Genomic DNA, 17295 nt, shown 5'->3' with positions numbered 1-17295 from the left:
GGACTATCGCGTCAGCAACCACTCGTCGTAGTCGGCGGCCTGTCGCTTGTGGAGCTCGCGCAGCGCGTCCTCCTCGACCCCGAGGAACGACAGCCCGAGACCATCCAGGGCTGCGCGCCACTCCTCGAAGTCCCGCAGCTCACGCGTCGACGCCCCGGATCCGGTCCGCGTGTGCCGGATCGAGCGAACGGTGTCAGCGCCTGTCGCGTCACGCCGCTGCACGACGAGCTTGCGAGCGAAGTCGCCCTCCGGCGGCGTGGAGAGCCGCAGGTGTGACGCCTCGATCGCGCCCTGCGCAACGTCGCCGCGCACGAAGCTCCCGTTGAAGGAACCGTGCGGATCATGGTGGAAGGTCCACCCCGACTCCCCCACCCGCGCCAGCCGGTAGACGAAGCCGGACTGCCGGAAATGCCCGTCGACCAGCGGCAACGGGTCACGGAAGCCGTCCCCGTAGCCCACGTCGGCAGCCCAACGGCCCGCCGGGTTCGATGAGGTCGGCAGTCCACGGACCTCGATCGCCAGGTGATCCAGAGTCCCCGAAGGACCGGTCGCCTCGAGCATCTGGCCGAAGCGGCGTACGACGTCGAAACCGAGCTTCTCCAGCACCAGCGAGAAGACGCCGTTGTTGTGGAAGCAGTAGCCCGCGTTGCCCCCGGCCGCGACCCGCGCCAGCGTCACCTCGGGGTCCACCGGATCCGGTGCCCCCACGGCCCCGATGGCGGCGAGCATGATCGAGAGGTTCTCGTAGGGAAGCGTGTCGAGATGGCGGTGATGAAGATCGACGAGCGTCTCGTACGTCGCCTCCGGCCGCCCTTCGATGCCGAGCCGTCGCAGATAGCCCTCGATCATCGCTCATACCTCCCGTGCCGGTGGACCAGCGGGTCGGCGTCGTCACCGACCTCGAGCGACACGATCTCGCACGTCGCCAGAGCAGACCAGCCGATTTCCTGCATCGACACCAGGCGTACGCCTGCCCAGGTCGGCGCATCGGCGAGCCGACGGCCGAACTCGGTCGTCTCCCAGGACCCCGACCGGAACGCGCCGCCGGGAGCAGGAGCGGTGCCCCCGAACGCCTCGGCGAGGTCACGATGGCGCCAGTGGAGCAGCGACACGACCCCCACGCCGGTCTCCTCGAGCTCGTCACGGAGGTCCGAGTCGGGATCGAGCAGGCCGAGGACAGCACCGGGCGATCCGTTTGCCACCATCAGCGACGAGACCGTGAGCCCGGCGGACCCACATGTCCACAGCGACACTCGCCCACCCAGACGACCGCGCAACCGGCGTACCGGATCCTCCGGCGTCGGGAACGGGTGGGACGAGTGGATCGTCAGGCTACATCCTTGGTAGGTCCAGTCTTGGCAGATCCGGTCTTGGCCGACCCGGAGGACTTCTTCTTCGAGGGCTTCTCGTCGTTGGCGAGCTTCTTGGCCTCGGTGGCGTACATGTCGACGTACTCCTGGCCGGAGAGCTTCAGGATCTCGTAGACGATCTCGTCGGTGATCGCGCGCAGGATGTAGCGGTCGTTGGTCATGCCCTCGTAGCGCGAGAAGTCCAGCGGCTTGCCGTAGATGACCCGCGGGTGCACGAGCTTGCCGAACTTCTTGCCCGGAGGCGCGATCACATCGGTGCCGATCACGGCGACCGGGATAACGGGCGCACCCGTGTCCAGGGCCAGTCTGGCGATGCCGGTCCGTCCCCGGTAGAGCTTGCCGTCGTGGGAGCGAGTGCCCTCGGGGTAGATCCCGAAGAGCTCGCCCTCGGCCAGGACGCGCTTGGCGGCGATGAGCGCCCCCTCGGCGGCGGTGGCGCCACCACGGTCGATCGGCACGTTGCCGGTGCCCGAGAAGAAGATCCTCTGCAGAAAGCCCTTGGGGCCCGTTCCGGTGAAGTACTCCGCCTTGGCGACGAAACGCACCATCCGCTTCATCCCGAGCGGCATGAAGAGCCAGTCGGCGTAGGAGAGGTGGTTGCTGGCCATGATCGCCGGGCCCTTGCGCGGGATGTTCTCCGTGCCCTCATAGGACGGACGGAAAACCGCCCGCAGGAGAGGCCCGATCGCGACCCACTTCAAGAACGAGTAGAAGAGCTTCGTCGACACCCCATCGCCTTCCCTATTTGCCTTCGACCGATGAGCCTATAACGAGACAGGTACTTCTACTCCCGCACCCTGTCATGAGATCCGGCTAGGCTGGAGGAGTGAGCGACCGAGACGACCGGCCCGAGGACGCGACCGGGGCCTCCGACGACGCCTCCGTGCCCTCGGAGGGCCCGTCGTCGGACGACGAAGCATGGCGCGAGATCGTCGAGAACTACGGCGACCGCCCCGCCCTCGAGGAGGAGCCCGTCGCCCGTGATCTCTTCGAGAAGAAGATCGACATCGTCGAGACCGTCGACGAGCCGGACGCCTACGACGACATGTGGCGAGACGACGAGGAGGGCTACGTCCCACCGCCTCCGCCGCCGCTCCCGAAGCCGACCCCGGCGCGCCTGCTCGCCTGGATCGGGGTGCTCGGCGCACCGGTCGCCGTGCTGATCCTGATCGTGGTCACCCAGATCACCGGCCGGCACTTCAACAGCTGGGTCATCGGTGGCCTGGTCGCCGCCTTCCTGGCCGGCTTCGTCTACCTGCTGGCGACCATGCCGTCCGAGCCCCGCGACCCCTGGGACGACGGCGCTCGCGTCTAGCTCTGGCTCTGGCTCGAGGTGAGGCGGCGAGCCAGGATGCTCGCTCCCACCACGCCGGCCTCCGCGCCGAAGGCGGTCGCCACGATCCGCGGCACCTCGCGGTGCAGGCGGCCGACGAGCGAGGCCTCCAACGCCGTACGCGCCGGCGCCAGCAGCAGGTCGCCCGCGGTGGAGACTCCCCCGCCGACGACCAACAGCTCGGGGTCGAAGGCGGCCACGAGGCCGGCCATCCCGACCCCAAGCCACGACCCCACCGACTCGTACGCAGCCAGCGCGAGCGCATCGCCGCGGGCCGCGGCGGCGGTGACCGCCGGGCCGGTGATCTTGAGCGGGTCGCCGGCGGCCAGCTCGTCGAGCGCGCAGCCGGCGTACTCCTCGGTCTCCACGCGGGCGCGTACGAAGGCGACCAGCGCGTTGCCGGAGGAGTACTGCTCCCAGCAGCCGGTGAGGCCGCACTCGCACGGGAGCCCGCCGGGCACGACCTGCATGTGGCCGAACTCCCCAGCCATGCCGTTGCGGCCCCGGACGATCCGGCCGTCCAGGACCACGGCACCGCCGATGCCGGTGCCGAGGGTGATGAGCAGGGCCGAGTCGACGCCGCGGGCCGCACCTAGCTCCAGCTCGGCCAGCGCGGCGCAGTTGGCGTCGTTGTCGAGCGCCACCCGGGTGCCCCATCGCGAGGAGAGCCGGGTCAGAGTCGGCTCGCCGCGCCAGGGCAGGTGGGGAGCGAACATGACCCGCTCCCTGGCCGCGTCGACGAACCCCGCGGCGGCCAGGCCGACGCCGGCGACGGGCCGGCCGGCGGCCACCTCGGTGACCGCCTCGGTCAGCGCGTCCTCCACCAGCTCCAGCTCGACCCGGCGTCCGGGTGTGCTCCGCTGAGCGGTGCGGAGCACCTCACCGGCCGGCGAGACCTCCGCCGCGAGCACCTTGGTGCCGCCGATGTCGACACCGATGTGCAGGCTCACTTGGGTTGGCTCACTTGCGGGCCAGGTCCGCCGCGCCGATCAAGCCGGCCTCGTTGCCGAGCGTCGCCTTGCGTACGTCGAGCATCGGCCGGTGTCCGCGGCCGGTCAGCTGAGCCTGGAAGGCACGCCGGGCGGGCCCGAGCAGCAGGTCGTCGGCCTCGGCCACTCCCCCGCCGATGGCGACCACGGCCGGGTCCAGCACCGCAGCGATCGAGGCGATCCCCTCGCCCAGCCAGATGCCGAGGTCGGTCAGGGCCTCGATCGCGAAGGCGTCCCCGTCACGGGCGGCCTCGGTGATCAGCGGGCCCTTGATCTTGTCGAGGTCACCCTCGGCGCGGTCCAGGACCTCACGAGCCAGCAGGGACCCGCCACGCGCGGCGGAGCGGACGTTGCGCACCAGGGCCGACCCCGAGGCGTACTGCTCCCAGCAGCCGCGGTTGCCGCAGCCGCACAGGTGGCCGTTGGGCACGACCCGCATGTGGCCGATCTCGGCGCCGACGCCGAAGGCGCCGCGGTAGAGCTCGCCCTCGAGCACCAGACCGCCACCGACACCGGTGCCGACGGTCACCAGCATCATGTTGTCGACCTCGGCACCCGCGCCGTACTCGAACTCGCCCCACGCTGCCGCATTGGCGTCGTTCTCGATCACGACCGGCAGTTCGAGGACCTTCTCCAGGCGCTCCTTGAGCGGTACGTCGCGCCAGGCGATGTTGGGCGCGAACATGACCGTCGAGCGGCCCTTGTCGATGTAGCCCGCGGCGCCGATGCCGACGCACTCGATCGGGTGCTTGGTCTTGAGCTCCAAGACCACCTCGACGATGGCCGCCTCGATGGCCTCCGGGCTCTTCGCCGGCGACTCGACCCGGTGGTCCTCGATGATGTTGCCGTCGTGGTCGACGACGCCACCGAGGATCTTGGTGCCACCGACGTCGACGCCACAGGCGAGCTTCTTCGTCGTCGTCATGCCTCAGCTCCAGCCGTCGAGATCGATACGCTCAACCTTCTCCGAGCGCTGCGCCCAGTCCCGGGTCGCATCTTCCTCAGCCCGCACGCCATCACTGTGAGCATCCTCGCCTTCACTAGGGCCAGCACCCGGACTCGTGGCCGCCGCATTGAGCACCGTGACCGCGGCCTGCATCAACGAAGCGGCAGCGCTGGCCAGGTGCACCTTGACCTCCGGACTCGACTCCCGGAGGACATGTACGGTACGGCACAGCGGGCAGTAGGCACACTCCGGTGCCCCGGTATCGAGATGCTCTCCGACGGTCTCGGTGAAGTGGCCGATCCGGGAGTCCTTGGCCCACTCGCCGATGGCCTCCATCAGCCGGCCGAGCTCCTCGGCGGTCGACCCCAACGGCTCGTCCGCCCACTCGTGGCGCTGCTCGCTCACGATCACTCGCTCTCGGTGTTCGTCGTCTGACGAGAAAACGTTACTCGCAGCTCCCCGCCCTCGACCCGCGCCCCGCTGACGCGCATCCGGGCGAGTGCGGCGGGAAGGGTCAGCAGGCGCCGGTAGGCCCCCACGGTGATCGCCAGCTCGTCGCCGTTGCGGCCGAGCTGCACCTGGTCGCGCTCGACCCACTGGGCCAGCCCGGGCAGCGCCAGATGGACGATCGTGGCCTCGCCGGTGGTCTCGGTGCGGAACGGAGCCGCGGTCTCGGGAACGGCGAGCGGGTCGACGCTGCCGGTCCATGCATAGGCCGCCTCGGCTACCTCACGCAGGTCCTCGACGCCCACCGGCTCGGTCGGCCGGTAGAACGAGCGCCAGACCGGAAGGCCTTCGAAGGAGGCGCCGACGTCGCCGAGCACGTCGTCCTGGGCCTTGACCCAGCCGGCGCGCCAGTCGTCGGAGCCGCCGGCCGGGAAGATCCGGTTGGCGACGACACCGTCGACGCGGTAGCCGTAGAGGGAGAGCGTCGTCCAGGACCGTCGCGCCTCGGCGAGCACGACCCGCTCGGGGGTCAGCACGATGCGTACGGACGCCTCGGGGCCGGACAGCAGGGCGCGGACCTCCGCGAGCTCGTCGTGGAGCCGCACCAGGGCGTCGAAGACGGAGTCGCCGGGCATCGGCACCCCGGCGGCCTTGGTCAGCACCGGCTTGAGCGCCTTCACCATCTTGCGCTGCACCGGGAGGATGCGCTCCAGATACCAGCCCAGGGCCTCGGGAAGGGCGAGCAGCCGCAGCGTCTCGGCGGTCGGGGCACAGTCGACCACGATCGTGTCCCACTCCCCCGAGACCGCCATCCGGCGCAGCTCCAGGAGCGCGAAGACCTCCTCGGCCCCCGGGATGATGGTCAGCTCCTCGGCGGCGATCCGGTCCACCCCGATCGTGTCCAGGACGCTCAGCAGATAGCCCTGCACCTCCGCCCACGACTCCTCGAAGCGGCGCTGGGCGTCGACGTGCTGGACGTAGAGGTGCTCGGTGACCTGGACCGGCTCCGAACCCAGCGCGCCGTCGACCCCGAACGCATCGCCCAGGGAGTGGGCGGCATCGGTGGAGAGGACCAGGGTGCGCAGGCCGCGGGCCGCGGACATCGCCGCGGTGCCGGCCGAGACGGTCGACTTGCCGACGCCGCCCTTGCCGGTGAAGAGGAGGACTCTCACGAAGGCATGCCCTGCTTCTCGACTCTCTGCTTGAGGCCTCGCAGCGCGGTGTCGATCAGGACCTTCTCGCCCTTGCGCTTGAGCATGCCGATCAACGGGATGCTCAGGTCGAGCGCGAGCCGGTAGGTGACCTCGGTGCGACCGCCGAGGTCACGCAGCACGTAGGCGCCGTCCATCGACCGCAGCAGGTTGCCCTTGACCAGCGACCAGGTCACCTGGCGGTCGTCGTCCCAGTCGTACGCCAGGGTGTATTCGTCCTTGATCGGCGCGACATCCAGCACGAACTGGACCTGCTCGGCCCGTCCGTCGACGCCGGTCTCGAGGACGCTGACCTCCTGCATGCCCTTCGCCCAGGCCGGATAGGACTTGAAGTCCGCGATCACCGCCATCACTGCCGAGGGCGCGGCCTCGATCACGATCGTCGAGGTGGTCTGATCGGCCATCGGTGGTGTCCTCACTCCCTGACTTGCTAGGTGCCATGGAGCGTACCGGATAGCATCCCGGTGAAATGGTCGGGCTGTGACGGGGGTAACCTCCGGTTCGTACCCACCTACCATCAGTATGCGGAGGCCCTTGTGCGCGAGTTCTCCACGCCCGCGACGTACGTTGTTCCCCCCACCGGCAGTCTGAGCGACGATGTCGTGCGCAACGCCGCCGAGGCACCCGATGCCGCCGTCCTCAGCCGGCCAGGCGCGGACGGCTCCTGGGTCGACGTGACGTCGTCCGAGTTCCTCGCTGAGGTCTCGGCGGTCGCCAAGGGACTGATCGCGGCGGGCGTGGGCGCTGGGGACCGGGTCGCGCTGCTCTCGAAGACGCGCTATGAGTGGACGCTGATCGACTACGCGATCTGGTTCGCCGGCGCGACGACGGTGCCGATCTACGAGACCTCCTCGGCCGAGCAGATCGAGTGGATCCTCCAGGACTCCGCCGCCGTGGCGATCATCGCCGAGGACGCCGGCCACATGAGCCGGATCAGCGAGGTCCGCGCGGGCTGCGCTGCGCTCAACAGCGTGTGGTCGATCAACGACAACGCCGTAGACCTGCTGGTCAAGCTCGGCGCCGACATCACCGACGAGCAGCTCGAGGCCCGCCGCAGCGCGGTCACCCCCGACGACGCCGCGACACTGATCTACACCTCCGGCACCACCGGCCGCCCGAAGGGCTGCGTGCTGACCCACGGCAACTTCATGTTCGAGCTCGGCGTCGTCGTCGACTCGCTCGACGGGCTGTTCAACATCGAGGGCCGCAGCACGCTGCTGTTCCTGCCGCTCGCGCACGTCTTCGCGCGGATCATCCAGATCGGCTGCATCACGTCCCGCACCCGTCTGGGCCACACCCCCGACATCAAGAACCTCGTCGCCGACCTCGGCACCTTCCAGCCGACCTTCGTGCTGGCCGTGCCGCGGGTCTTCGAGAAGGTCTACAACACCGCCTCGCAGAAGGCCGTGGCCGACGGCAAGGGCCGCATCTTCGACATGGCCACCGAGGTCGCCATCGAATACTCCCGGGCCACCGAGACCGGCAAGGCGCCGTTCCTGCTCGCCGCCAAGCACAAGCTGTTCTCCAAGCTCGTCTACGGGAAGCTGCTCGCCGCACTCGGCGGCAACTGCTCCTACGCGATCTCCGGCGGGGCGCCGCTCGGCGACCGCCTGGGCCACTTCTACCGCGGCATCGGCGTCACCGTCCTGGAGGGCTACGGCCTCACCGAGACGACCGGCGCGCTCACCGTCAACCTGCCCGAGGCGTTCAAGATCGGCACCGTCGGCCGGCCGATTCCCGGCACCTCGGTGCGTGTCGCCGACGACGGCGAGCTGCTCTTCAAGGGCGGCCAGGTGCTGAAGGAGTACTGGCAGAACCCGGCCGCCACCTCGGACGCGAAGACCGAGGACGGCTGGTTCCACTCCGGCGACCTCGGCGAGGTCGACGACGAAGGCTTCGTCAAGATCACCGGGCGCAAGAAGGAGATCCTGGTCACCGCCGGCGGCAAGAACGTCGCCCCGGCCGTCCTCGAGGACCGCCTGCGCGCCCACGTGCTCGTCGACCAGTGCATCGTCGTCGGAGACGGCCAGCCGTTCATCGGCGCGATCGTCACCATCGACCCGGAGGCGCTGCCCACCTGGGCCGAGGCCAACGGCAAGTCCGGCAACATCGAGGACCTCGTCGAGGACGAGGACCTGCGCGCCGTCATCCAGAGCGCCGTCGACGACGCCAACAAGGCGGTCTCGAAGGCCGAGTCGATCCGCAAGTTCGCGATCATCCCCGAATCCTGGACCGAGGAGGGTGGCCAGCTCACCCCCAGCCTCAAGCTCAAGCGCAACGTGGTCATGCGCGAGTTCAGCCACGAGGTCGACGCGCTCTACGCAAAGTAGTTTCTCGTGGTGCCGANCAGGTCGCGACGGTATTCGCCGGTCACGGCCGAGTAGTAGCCGGTGCCGCTGGCGTCGCTCCGGTCCGTACGCAGCGCCTCCAGCCCCGGGGCGCCCGCGAGCTTCCAGGTCAGCCAGTCGTGGGGCAGGCACACCGCCGCCACCCGAGCCGCCGACTCCGGCTCGTGCTCGGCGAGCCAGCGCAGCTTGGTGGCCGTGAAGCTGGCCACCTGCACCGACCCGACGGCATCGGCCCAGGCCGCGGCACCCAGCTCGGTGTTGAGCGCGGCGGCCGCGCCGGCCGAGCGGGTGTCGTTCCACAGCAGGGCCGGGCGTACGACCTCTCCGGCCTCGTCCAGGCAGACCATCCCGTGCTGCTGCCCACCGACGGAGACGGCGGCGACATCATCGAGCCCGCCGGCGGCCTCGGCAGCCGATTCGAGCGCGGTCCACCACGCCGCCGGGTCCACCTCCGTCCCCTCGGGGTGCGGCGCGGAGCCGGAGCGCACCAGCGCGCCGGTCTCCGCGTCACGTACGACGACCTTGCAGGACTGGGTCGAGGAGTCGACCCCGGCGACGAGCGGCATGCCCTGCAACCTAACGAAGCCCGAGGAGGTGGTCCATGGCCAGCTGGTCGAGGTGCTCGAACGCGTAGCCGTGGTCCAGCTTCTCGATGTCGTAGCTGGCCCTGCGGATGTCCTCGAGCGTCTCGCCCTCGGCCAGAGTCGGCACGGAGAGCTCCTCGACCTGCGAGGCCTCGAGCGCAGCCTTGACCTCCGGGTCCGCCCGGAAGGCCTTGGCCCGCTCACGCAGCACCAGGTAGTTGCGCATGCAGCCCGCGGCCGACGCCCACACACCGTCCTCGTCCTCGGTGCGCGGCGGCTTGAAGTCGAAGTGGCGCGGGCCGTCATAGCCCTTGGACTCCAGCAGGTCGACCAGGTTGAACGCACCGCGCAGGTTGCCCGCGCCGAAGCGGAGGTCCTGGTCGAAGCGCGGGCCGTGCTGGCCGTTGAGGTCGATGTGGAAGAGCTTGCCGTGCCACAACGCCTGGGCGACGCCGGAGGCGAAGTTGAGCCCGGCCATCTCCTCATGACCGACCTCCGGGTTGAGGCCGACCAGCTCGGGGCGGTCGAGGGTGTTGATGAAGGCGAGCGCGTGGCCGATGGTCGGCAGCAAGATGTCGCCGCGGGGCTCGTTGGGCTTCGGCTCGATGGCGAACCGGATGTCGTAACCCTGCTCGGTCACGTAGTCGCCGAGCAGGTTGACCGCCTCGCGGTAGCGGTCCAGCGCCGCCGCGATGTCCTTGGACGCGTGGGACTCGGCGCCCTCACGGCCACCCCACATGACGTACGTCGTGGCGCCGAGCTCGGCGGCGAGGTCGATGTTGCGCGCGACCTTGGCGATCGAGTAGCGGCGCACCTCGCGGTCGTTCGAGGTGAAGCCGCCGTCGCGGAAGACCGGGTGGCCGAAGAGGTTGGTGGTGGCCATCGGCACCTTGAGTCCGGTCTCGTCCAGAGCCGCCTTGAGCTTGTCGATCTCCGCCTGGCGCTCGGCGTCGCTCGCGTCGATCGCGAAGACGTCGTTGTCGTGGAAGGTGATGCCGTAGGCGCCGAGCTCGGCCAGCTTGTGCACCGAGTGGGCGACGTCGAGGTGAGGCCGGCTCGCCGAGCCGAACACGTCCTGCCCGTTCCAGCCCACGGTCCACAGCCCGAAGGTGAACTTGTCCTCGGAGGTGGGGGTGTAATCCGTCATAGCCTTGCTTCCTCACATTAGTTCATGACTCGGACTATATGATCTTCATGAAACGCGACGGGCGTCACATTGTCAACCCTTTGAACACCTGCAAGCGGATTGCTTGACCTAAAGTTCAGAACTTGGTCTAATCCCGTGCATGACCGTCAGAACCGAGCCTGCCCAGCATGCCGGGATGCGGGCGAGCAACCTCGCGCTCGTGCTCGGCGAGGTCGCCCGCACCAGCCCGGTCTCCCGGGCACAGGTCGCTGCGCGCACCGGCCTGACGAAGTCGTCGGTATCCGGTCTGGTGGCCGATCTGATCTCCGCCGGCCTGATCCAGGAGAGCGCCCCGGCCGCGACCGAGCGTGGCCGGCCCGCCACGGCGCTCAACCTCGCTCCCGGAGGCGTCGCCGGCCTCGGCCTGGAGGTCAACGTCGACTACCTGGCCGCCGTGGTGACCGACCTGACCGGCGTGCCGCGCTACCACCACGTCGTACGCCGCGACAACCGCGGCCGCGAGGTCGACGAGGTGGTCGCCGACCTCATCGATCTGGCCCGAACGGCCGCGCGCAGCGCCGCCTCCCAGGGTCTGCCGCTGTCGGGGGCCTGCGTCGCGGTGCCCGGCCTGACCGTCGAGGGCGCCGTCGTACGCACCCCCAACCTGGGCTGGGCCCGCGTCGACCTCGCCGACGCCGTCGGCGAGGGCACCGGGCTCGAGGTCGATGTCGAGAACGAGGCCAACCTGGCGGCTCTCGGCGAGATGTGGTTCGGCGGTCACGAGCACGACGGCACTCCCCTGCGCGACTTCGTGCACGTCTCCGGCGAGATCGGCATCGGTGGCGGCATCGTGATCGGCGGCGAGGTCTTCCGCGGCGCGCACGCGGGCGCCGGCGAGCTCGGCCATGTCGTGGTGGCCCCCGACGGCCCGCGGTGCGGCTGCGGCGGCCACGGCTGCCTGGAGCGGATGGCCGGGCAGCAGGAGATCCTCGCCCGCGCGCAGGTGGCGACGATGGCTGATCTCACCCGGGCCTGCGAGGCGGGCGACCAGGCGGCGCTCGATGCCGTCGCCGGCGCCGGCCGGCACCTCGGCGTCGCGCTCGCCTCGGTCATCACCCTCCTCGACCCCACCGCGATCGTGCTCGGTGGCGCGTTCGCCACGCTCGCGCCCTGGCTGACCGCGGCGACCGCGGCCTCTCTCAGCCATCACACCGGTGCCGTAGAACCGCCCCGGCTGCTGGTCTCCGGGCTCGGCAGCGACGCCGCCGTGCGCGGGGCGGCCGGGACCGTCGTACGCCGCGTCATCGCCGATCCCGCCGCCCACCTCGCCCGGCAAGCCGCCCAACGCTCCTAGCGCGAGACCGTCACCGTCGTGATCCGCCGGTCAGCGGTGCTGACCCGGTGGACGTCACCGGTGATCGTGACCAGCGCCTTGTCGATGCCCGACTCGCCGGCGGCAGAGGCCACCTCGACGTCGGAGAGCTCGTCGATGCCCTCGGCGACGCCGGTGGCGACCTTCTCGCCGGCCGAGGCGGCCACCCAGACCTCGACCTCGCCGGGCTCGACGACCCGGACGAGACCGCGGTCGGTGAAGGCCAGCCGGGTCGTGGGCACCTCGAAGCGCACCGTCGCCGACTCGCCCGCCCGCAGCGCGACCCGCTGGAAGCCGAGCAGCTGCGAGACGGGTCGGGCCACCGAGGCCAGCAGGTCGCGACCGTAGAGCTGGACCACGTCCACACCGGCGACATCACCGAGGTTGGTGACGGTCACCTCCACCCCGAACGTGCCACCGGCCTCGACCGAACGGTCGGCCGAGAGCCCGCTGTAGCAGAAGGTGGTGTAGGAGAGCCCGAAGCCGAACGGCCGCACCGGCGTGGAGTCCGCGGAGGTCACTCCGGAAGGGCCGCCGAGGATGGGGTGCAGGTAGGTGTAGGGCTGGGCCCCGGCCGAGCGCGGCAGGGTCACCGGCAGCCGCCCGGAGGGGTTGACGGCGCCGGAGAGGACACGAGCGATCGCGGGTCCGCCCTCCTCGCCCGGGAAGAACGTCTGCAGCACCGCCGCGGGTCGGGTGGGACCGTGCTGATCGCCTCGGGCTCCGCTTCGGCCGTCGAGGGCCCAGCCGATGGCGTACGGCCTGCCGGTGACCAGGACCAGGATCGTCGGGGTGCCGGTGGCGACCACGGCCTCGACCAGCTCGCGCTGGACGCCGGGCAGATCGAGGGACTCGGTGTCGTTGCCCTCCCCCACGGTGCCCTTGCCGAACAGGCCCGCCTGGTCGCCGGCGACGACCACGGCCACCTCGGCCCGGCTGGCCGCCTCGACGGCGGCCGCGATCCCAGCGGTGTCGGTGCCCTCGACCTCGCAGCCCTGGACGACCTCGATATCGGCGCCGTCCAGCTCGGCCCGCAGCGCCTCCGCGATCGTCGGCACCTCGATCCCGAGCGCGACATCGGGATGGTGAGCCAGGACGTGGTTGGGGAAGGAGTAGCACCCCATCAGCGCCTCGGCGCGGTCGGCATTCGGACCGATCACCGCGAGCCTGGTGGCGGTCGGAGCGAGCGGGAGGGTGCCGTCGTTGGCGAGCAGGACCACCGACTCCTCGGCCAGGCGGCGGGCCACGTCGCGGTGGGCCGGCGTATCCAGGTCGATGTCGGTCGGAGGCTCGGCGGTGAACTCCTCGTCGAGCAGCCCCAGCTCCTCCTTCGCAGCCAGCGCTCGCAGGACGGCACGGTCGATGACCGCTTCGTCCACCTCGCCGGCCCGTACCAGCGCGGCCAGCGGCGCCAGAAAGGCGTCGCCGCTGGGCAGTTCGACGTCGATCCCGGCCTCCAGAGCCATCGCGGCGGCGTGGCCACGGTCGGCCGCGACCCCGTGCATGAGGGCGAGGAAGGCGACCGCGAAGTAGTCGGCGACCACCGTCCCGTCGAAGCCCCACTCCTCGCGCAGCAACCCGGTGAGCAGCTCGGTGTGCGCCGCCATCGGGAGGCCGTCGAGGTCGTTGTAGGCGTTCATCACCGACCGCGCACCGCCGTCCAGGACGGCCATCTCGAAGGGTGGCAGGAAGACGTCGGCCAGCTCACGCGGGCCGGCGGCGACCGGGGCATGGTTGCGGCCGGCCCGCGAGCCGGAGTAGCCAACGAAGTGCTTCAACGTCGCCTGGACGCCGGCGGACTGCAGGCCCCGGACGTACGCGGTCCCGACCGTCCCGACCACGTAGGGGTCCTCGGAGATGGCCTCCTCGGTGCGCCCCCAGCGCGGGTCCCGGATCACGTCGAGCACCGGAGCGAGGCCCTGATGCACGCCCAACGTACGCATCGAGGAGCCGATCAGCGACGCCATCTCCTCGACGAGGTCGGGGTCGAAGGCGGCGCCCCAGGCCAGTGGCGTCGGGAAGCAGGCCGCCTTCCAAGCGGCCAGCCCGGTGAGGCACTCCTCGTGGACCAGGGCCGGGATGCCCAGCCGGGTCTCGCGCAGCAGCCGGCGCTGCTCCTCCCACAACCACGAGGCCCGCTCGGCCGGTTCGACCGGACGGGTGCCGTAGACACGGGTGAAGTGGCCGATGCCGTGCTCGGTGACCTCGGCGAGCCGCTCGGGCGCACCCTCAGTCATCTCGTCGGCCAGCGGCGCGACGACCTCGTCGCCGTGGTCGATCCAGAAGCCGACGAGCTGCGCCAGCTTCTCCTCGAGCCTCATCCGCGCGTGCAGCTCGCGTACCCGCGTGGATACCTGCGGCCATGCACGCGGTTGGACTCGTTTCTGGGCTTCCGTCATCCCTTCACCGCTCCTTGCAGTCCGGAGACGATCCGGCGCTGCAGTGCCAGGAACAGCACCAGCGCGGGGATCATCGCAATCGTCGTGAACGCCAGGACACCGGCGGTGTCGGCGGAGTGCTCGGTGGAGAAGTCGGCCACCCCGAGCGGCAGCGTGCGCATGTCGTCCTGCAGCAGCAGGAGCGGCAGGATGTAGGCGTTCCAGGAGGTCACGAAGGCGAGCACCGCCACCGTGATCACCCCCGGCATCGACAGCGGCAGCATGATCCGCCAGAAGACGCCGATCCGCGAAGCGCCGTCGATCAGCGCCGCCTCCTCCAGCTCGCGCGGCAGCGCCATCAGGAACGGCCGCAGGATCACCACCGTCAGCGGCAGCGCGAACGCCGCCTGCGGCAGCGCCACGCCCCACCAGGTGTTGCCCATCCCGAGGTCGCGGGTGACCAGGATGAACAGCGGGATCACCGCCACCGCAGCCGGGAAGAGCAGACCCAGCACGAAGACCATGAACAGCGCCTCGCGGCCCTTGAACCGGTAGCGCGCCAGCGGGTAGGCGGCCATCACCCCGAAGACCACCGCGACCACCGTGGTGATGACCGCGATGACGGTCGAGTTGATCGCGTACGTCCAGAACGACCCGCCGCTCAGCACGCTGGAGTAGTTCGATATGACCCACGGATCGGGCAGCCCGGTCGGCTTCTCGGCCAGCTGGGCGTTGGTGCGGAAGCCGCCCATCGCGCCGTAGAGCACCGGCCCGACGGTGATCGCCACGACGATCAGCGAGACCAGATAGACCAGCACGTTGTTGCCGCCGCGCCTGCCGCGCGGCGCCAGGTTCGTCGTCACACTCATGCGGCCTCCTCCTTGGTGTCTCGGCGCAGCACGACCAGCTGGTAGACCAGCGCCATCACGAACGCGATCGCGAACAGGACCACCGAGGCGGCTCCGGCGATGCCGTAGTTGTGCCGGTTGGTGCCCTCGTCGATCAGGTACGTCGCCATCGTGGTCGTCGCGTCGGCGGGCCCACCTCCGGTGAGGACCCAGATCATGTCGAAGCACTGGATCGAGCCGATCATCGACAGGAAGCACCAGGTGCGGATCGTCGGGCCGAGCAGCGGGATGCTGATCCGCCACTGCGTCTGCCACCAGCTGGCACCGTCGAGCTGTGCCGCCTCGTAGAGCTCCTCGGAGACACCCTGCAGGCCGGCGAGGAACAGCAGGACCGCCAGACCGAGGTACTTCCAGGTCAGCACCGCGAGCACCACCCACAGGGCGACCTCGGGGGTGCCGAGCCAGCCCTCCTCGGGCGGGCTGAGACCGATCCCGTTCATGAGCGCGTCGACCAGGCCGTACTGCGGCTGCAGCAGCTGGAACCAGATGACGCCGGCGATGACCTCGGCCAGGACGTACGGGACGAAGATCAGCGTACGCAGCACTCCCTGCCCCGCCATCTTGCGGTTGAGCAGCAGCGCGATGGCCACGCCCAGGGGCAGCTGCACGATGATCGAGCCGACCACGATGATCATGTTGTGGGCGACCGCGTCCCGGAACACGCTGTCGGCGAGCACCTCGGCGTAGTTCTCGAACCCGACGAAGTCGTCGAGCGGGCCGAGGCCCTTCCAGTCGTAGAGGGAGAACCGCGCCGCGGTGAGGATCGGCCAGGCGACGAACAGGGCCATCAGGGCCAGGGCCGGAGTGACGAAGAACGCGATCTCCGCCCACTGACGCCAGCCGTCTCGAGACCGGTGCGGCCGCCCCGAGGTGACCGCACCGGTAGTTGCTTCAGAGCTCACGAGGCGACCGTGCCTCCCGAGGGCGTGCTTCGGTCAGCCATGCGCTCACTTCTCCTTGTCCGCGGCTTCCTGGGTCGCCTTGACGACGTCCTCAGGGGTGGCCTTGCCGGCGAACAGCAGCGCGATCTCGTCGTTCATCGCACCACCGATGGACTCACCGAAGGCGGTGTCGAAGTAGAGCTGCACGAACGGTGACTCGTCGCGCACCTTCAGGAGCTCGGCCAGTGCCGGGTCCTTGACCGAGGAGCCGGCCGCCGGGATGGTCGGCAGACCCATGTCGTTCTCGGCGAAGCCCTTCTGGACCTCGTCGGAGAGCAGGTAGTTCACCAGGTCGACGGCCTTGTCGGGCGCTCCCTCGGAGACCGCCCAGGCGTCACCGCCACCGAGCTGCGCGGCCGGGTCGCCCGCGCCGCCTTCGACGGCCGGGAACGGGAACCAGCCGGTCTTGTCGCCGAGCCCCTTCTTGTCCTCGGTGAGGCCCTGCATCACGCCGGGCTCCCAGTGGCCGGCCAGCTCCATGGCGACCTTGCCGGTGGCCAGCAGGCCGCTGGCCGAGGTCGGCCCGGTCTGCGACGGGGTGGAGAGGAAGCCCTTGTTGAACGGCTTCTGGGCGACGATCTCGTCGACCGTCTCACCCGCCTCGATGAAGCACGGGTCGGAGAAGTCCAGGTCGGCGACCGCGCTCTCGAGCACATCCTGGGAGCAGGCGCGCAGTGCGGTGTAGTACCAGTAGTGCGCGGCCGGCCAGCCGTCGCCGGCGCCCAGCGAGACCGGGGTGATGCCGGCCTCGTCGAGCTTGTCGAAGGCTGCGTACAGCTCCTCCATGGTCGTCGGCGGCGCGGTGATCCCGGCCTTCTCGAAGAGCTCGGTGTTGTACCAGAACCCGACCACGCCCATGGAGAACGGCAGGGCGTACGTCTTCCCGTCGACCTGCCACCCGGCGGCGCTGCCGCCGATCTGGTCGATGATGTCCTTGGAGTCCTCGGAGAGGTCGCGGGTGAGCCCGGCCTCGACGTGGTCGGCGAGCTCGCCGCCGCCACGCTCCATGTAGACGTCCGGGACGTCGCCGCTCTGGAAGGCGGCGTCGAGCTTGGTCAGCATGTCCTCGTGGGCGAAGGCCTGGACTTTGACGTCGATGCCGGGGTTGGCCTTCTCGAAGTCCTTCGCAACCTGCTCGTAGTACCCCTTGCCGGGGTCGTTGTTGGAGTTATGCCACCAGGTGATGGTCTTGTCGTCGCCACCGGAGTCGCCCGAGCCGCCACAACCGGTGGCGGCAATCATCAATCCGGCGCACAGCGCGGCGAGCGCTTGTGTCTTCCTCGACATCTTGGGACCTCTTCGTCACAGCTATGGATGTATGGGTATGTGACTGCCGCCACAT

Annotated in this window: 17 protein-coding genes; 3 read left to right on the top strand and 14 right to left on the bottom strand. The window is 70.0% G+C overall.

The features are described from left to right. Nucleotides 1–3 precede the first annotated feature (3 nt). Genes ACFX43_RS22725 through ACFX43_RS22715 form a run of 3 tightly spaced genes read right to left on the bottom strand, consistent with a single transcriptional unit; the run spans nucleotide 4 to nucleotide 2098 of the window. The gene (locus ACFX43_RS22725; protein ID WP_378835285.1) at nucleotides 4–849 is read right to left on the bottom strand and encodes an arylamine N-acetyltransferase; all 846 of its coding nucleotides are present in this window, start codon (nucleotides 847–849) and stop codon (nucleotides 4–6) included. Continuing rightward, nucleotides 846–1277: a flavin reductase family protein gene (locus ACFX43_RS22720; RefSeq protein ID WP_378835282.1), complete on the bottom strand. Its 432-nt coding sequence runs from the start codon at nucleotides 1275–1277 to the stop codon at nucleotides 846–848. The genes ACFX43_RS22725 and ACFX43_RS22720 overlap by 4 nt, the downstream gene beginning before the upstream one ends. A 50-nt stretch (nucleotides 1278–1327) precedes the next feature. Continuing rightward, nucleotides 1328–2098 carry a lysophospholipid acyltransferase family protein gene (locus tag ACFX43_RS22715; protein WP_378835276.1) on the bottom strand — a complete coding sequence of 257 codons (771 nt, stop codon included), beginning with the start codon at nucleotides 2096–2098 and terminating at the stop codon, nucleotides 1328–1330. A gap of 98 nt (nucleotides 2099–2196) precedes the next feature. Here ACFX43_RS22715 and ACFX43_RS22710 point away from each other — a divergent pair, with 98 nt between their 5' ends. Then, on the top strand, nucleotides 2197–2685 hold the full coding sequence (locus tag ACFX43_RS22710) for a hypothetical protein (RefSeq protein WP_378835272.1): 489 nt from the start codon (nucleotides 2197–2199) through the stop codon (nucleotides 2683–2685). On the opposite strand, the gene ACFX43_RS22705 is transcribed toward ACFX43_RS22710, so the two are convergent. Genes ACFX43_RS22705 through ACFX43_RS22685 form a run of 5 tightly spaced genes read right to left on the bottom strand, consistent with a single transcriptional unit; the run spans nucleotide 2682 to nucleotide 6700 of the window. Further along, nucleotides 2682–3653, bottom strand: a complete 972-nt coding sequence (locus ACFX43_RS22705) for an ROK family protein (protein WP_378835268.1) — start codon at nucleotides 3651–3653, stop codon at nucleotides 2682–2684. The genes ACFX43_RS22710 and ACFX43_RS22705 overlap by 4 nt on opposite strands. 10 nt (nucleotides 3654–3663) lie before the next feature. Then, the gene (locus ACFX43_RS22700; protein WP_378835263.1) at nucleotides 3664–4617 is read right to left on the bottom strand and encodes an ROK family glucokinase; all 954 of its coding nucleotides are present in this window, start codon (nucleotides 4615–4617) and stop codon (nucleotides 3664–3666) included. A 3-nt stretch (nucleotides 4618–4620) separates the two neighbouring features. Next, entirely contained in the window at nucleotides 4621–5043 is a 423-nt protein-coding gene (locus ACFX43_RS22695) for a hypothetical protein (protein ID WP_378835255.1), read from the bottom strand. 2 nt (nucleotides 5044–5045) lie between these two features. Further along, the gene (locus ACFX43_RS22690; RefSeq protein WP_378835251.1) at nucleotides 5046–6257 is read right to left on the bottom strand and encodes an ArsA family ATPase; all 1212 of its coding nucleotides are present in this window, start codon (nucleotides 6255–6257) and stop codon (nucleotides 5046–5048) included. Then, nucleotides 6254–6700 carry an SRPBCC family protein gene (locus ACFX43_RS22685; RefSeq protein ID WP_378835246.1) on the bottom strand — a complete coding sequence of 149 codons (447 nt, stop codon included), beginning with the start codon at nucleotides 6698–6700 and terminating at the stop codon, nucleotides 6254–6256. The genes ACFX43_RS22690 and ACFX43_RS22685 overlap by 4 nt, the downstream gene beginning before the upstream one ends. 132 nt (nucleotides 6701–6832) lie before the next feature. On the opposite strand from ACFX43_RS22685, the gene ACFX43_RS22680 reads away from it, so the two are divergent. Next, complete coding sequence (locus tag ACFX43_RS22680; protein ID WP_378835241.1) at nucleotides 6833–8626, top strand: AMP-dependent synthetase/ligase; 1794 nt, start codon at nucleotides 6833–6835, stop codon at nucleotides 8624–8626. On the opposite strand, the gene ACFX43_RS22675 is transcribed toward ACFX43_RS22680, so the two are convergent. Together ACFX43_RS22675 and xylA are read right to left on the bottom strand one after the other, a co-directional pair. Further along, nucleotides 8614–9210, bottom strand: coding sequence for an FGGY family carbohydrate kinase (locus tag ACFX43_RS22675; protein ID WP_378835236.1), 597 nt, complete (start codon nucleotides 9208–9210; stop codon nucleotides 8614–8616). The genes ACFX43_RS22680 and ACFX43_RS22675 overlap by 13 nt on opposite strands. A gap of 10 nt (nucleotides 9211–9220) precedes the next feature. Then, nucleotides 9221–10375 carry a xylose isomerase gene (gene xylA / locus ACFX43_RS22670; RefSeq protein WP_378835231.1) on the bottom strand — a complete coding sequence of 385 codons (1155 nt, stop codon included), beginning with the start codon at nucleotides 10373–10375 and terminating at the stop codon, nucleotides 9221–9223. 139 nt (nucleotides 10376–10514) lie between these two features. Here xylA and ACFX43_RS22665 point away from each other — a divergent pair, with 139 nt between their 5' ends. Further along, on the top strand, nucleotides 10515–11708 hold the full coding sequence (locus ACFX43_RS22665) for an ROK family protein (protein WP_378835227.1): 1194 nt from the start codon (nucleotides 10515–10517) through the stop codon (nucleotides 11706–11708). Here ACFX43_RS22665 and ACFX43_RS22660 read toward each other — a convergent pair. The 4 genes from ACFX43_RS22660 to ACFX43_RS22645 are packed head-to-tail and all read right to left on the bottom strand — an operon-like array spanning nucleotide 11705 to nucleotide 17240. Beyond that, entirely contained in the window at nucleotides 11705–14125 is a 2421-nt protein-coding gene (locus ACFX43_RS22660) for a glycoside hydrolase family 3 N-terminal domain-containing protein (RefSeq protein WP_378835226.1), read from the bottom strand. The genes ACFX43_RS22665 and ACFX43_RS22660 overlap by 4 nt on opposite strands. Next, entirely contained in the window at nucleotides 14122–14973 is an 852-nt protein-coding gene (locus ACFX43_RS22655; RefSeq protein ID WP_378835223.1) for a carbohydrate ABC transporter permease, read from the bottom strand. Before ACFX43_RS22655 ends, ACFX43_RS22660 begins: the two co-directional genes overlap by 4 nt. Continuing rightward, entirely contained in the window at nucleotides 14970–15914 is a 945-nt protein-coding gene (locus tag ACFX43_RS22650) for a carbohydrate ABC transporter permease (RefSeq protein WP_378835220.1), read from the bottom strand. Before ACFX43_RS22650 ends, ACFX43_RS22655 begins: the two co-directional genes overlap by 4 nt. Before the next feature lie 45 nt (nucleotides 15915–15959). Further along, a complete protein-coding gene (locus ACFX43_RS22645; RefSeq protein ID WP_378835216.1) occupies nucleotides 15960–17240 on the bottom strand; it encodes an ABC transporter substrate-binding protein in 1281 nt (426 codons plus the stop codon). Between the last annotated feature and the right edge of the window lie 55 nt (nucleotides 17241–17295).

The organism is Nocardioides sp. YIM B13467 (assembly GCF_042788075.1).
Taxonomy (GTDB): domain Bacteria; phylum Actinomycetota; class Actinomycetes; order Propionibacteriales; family Nocardioidaceae; genus Nocardioides.
Note: the sequence above shows the minus strand (reverse complement) of the source record. Positions and strands in the feature narration are given on the sequence as shown.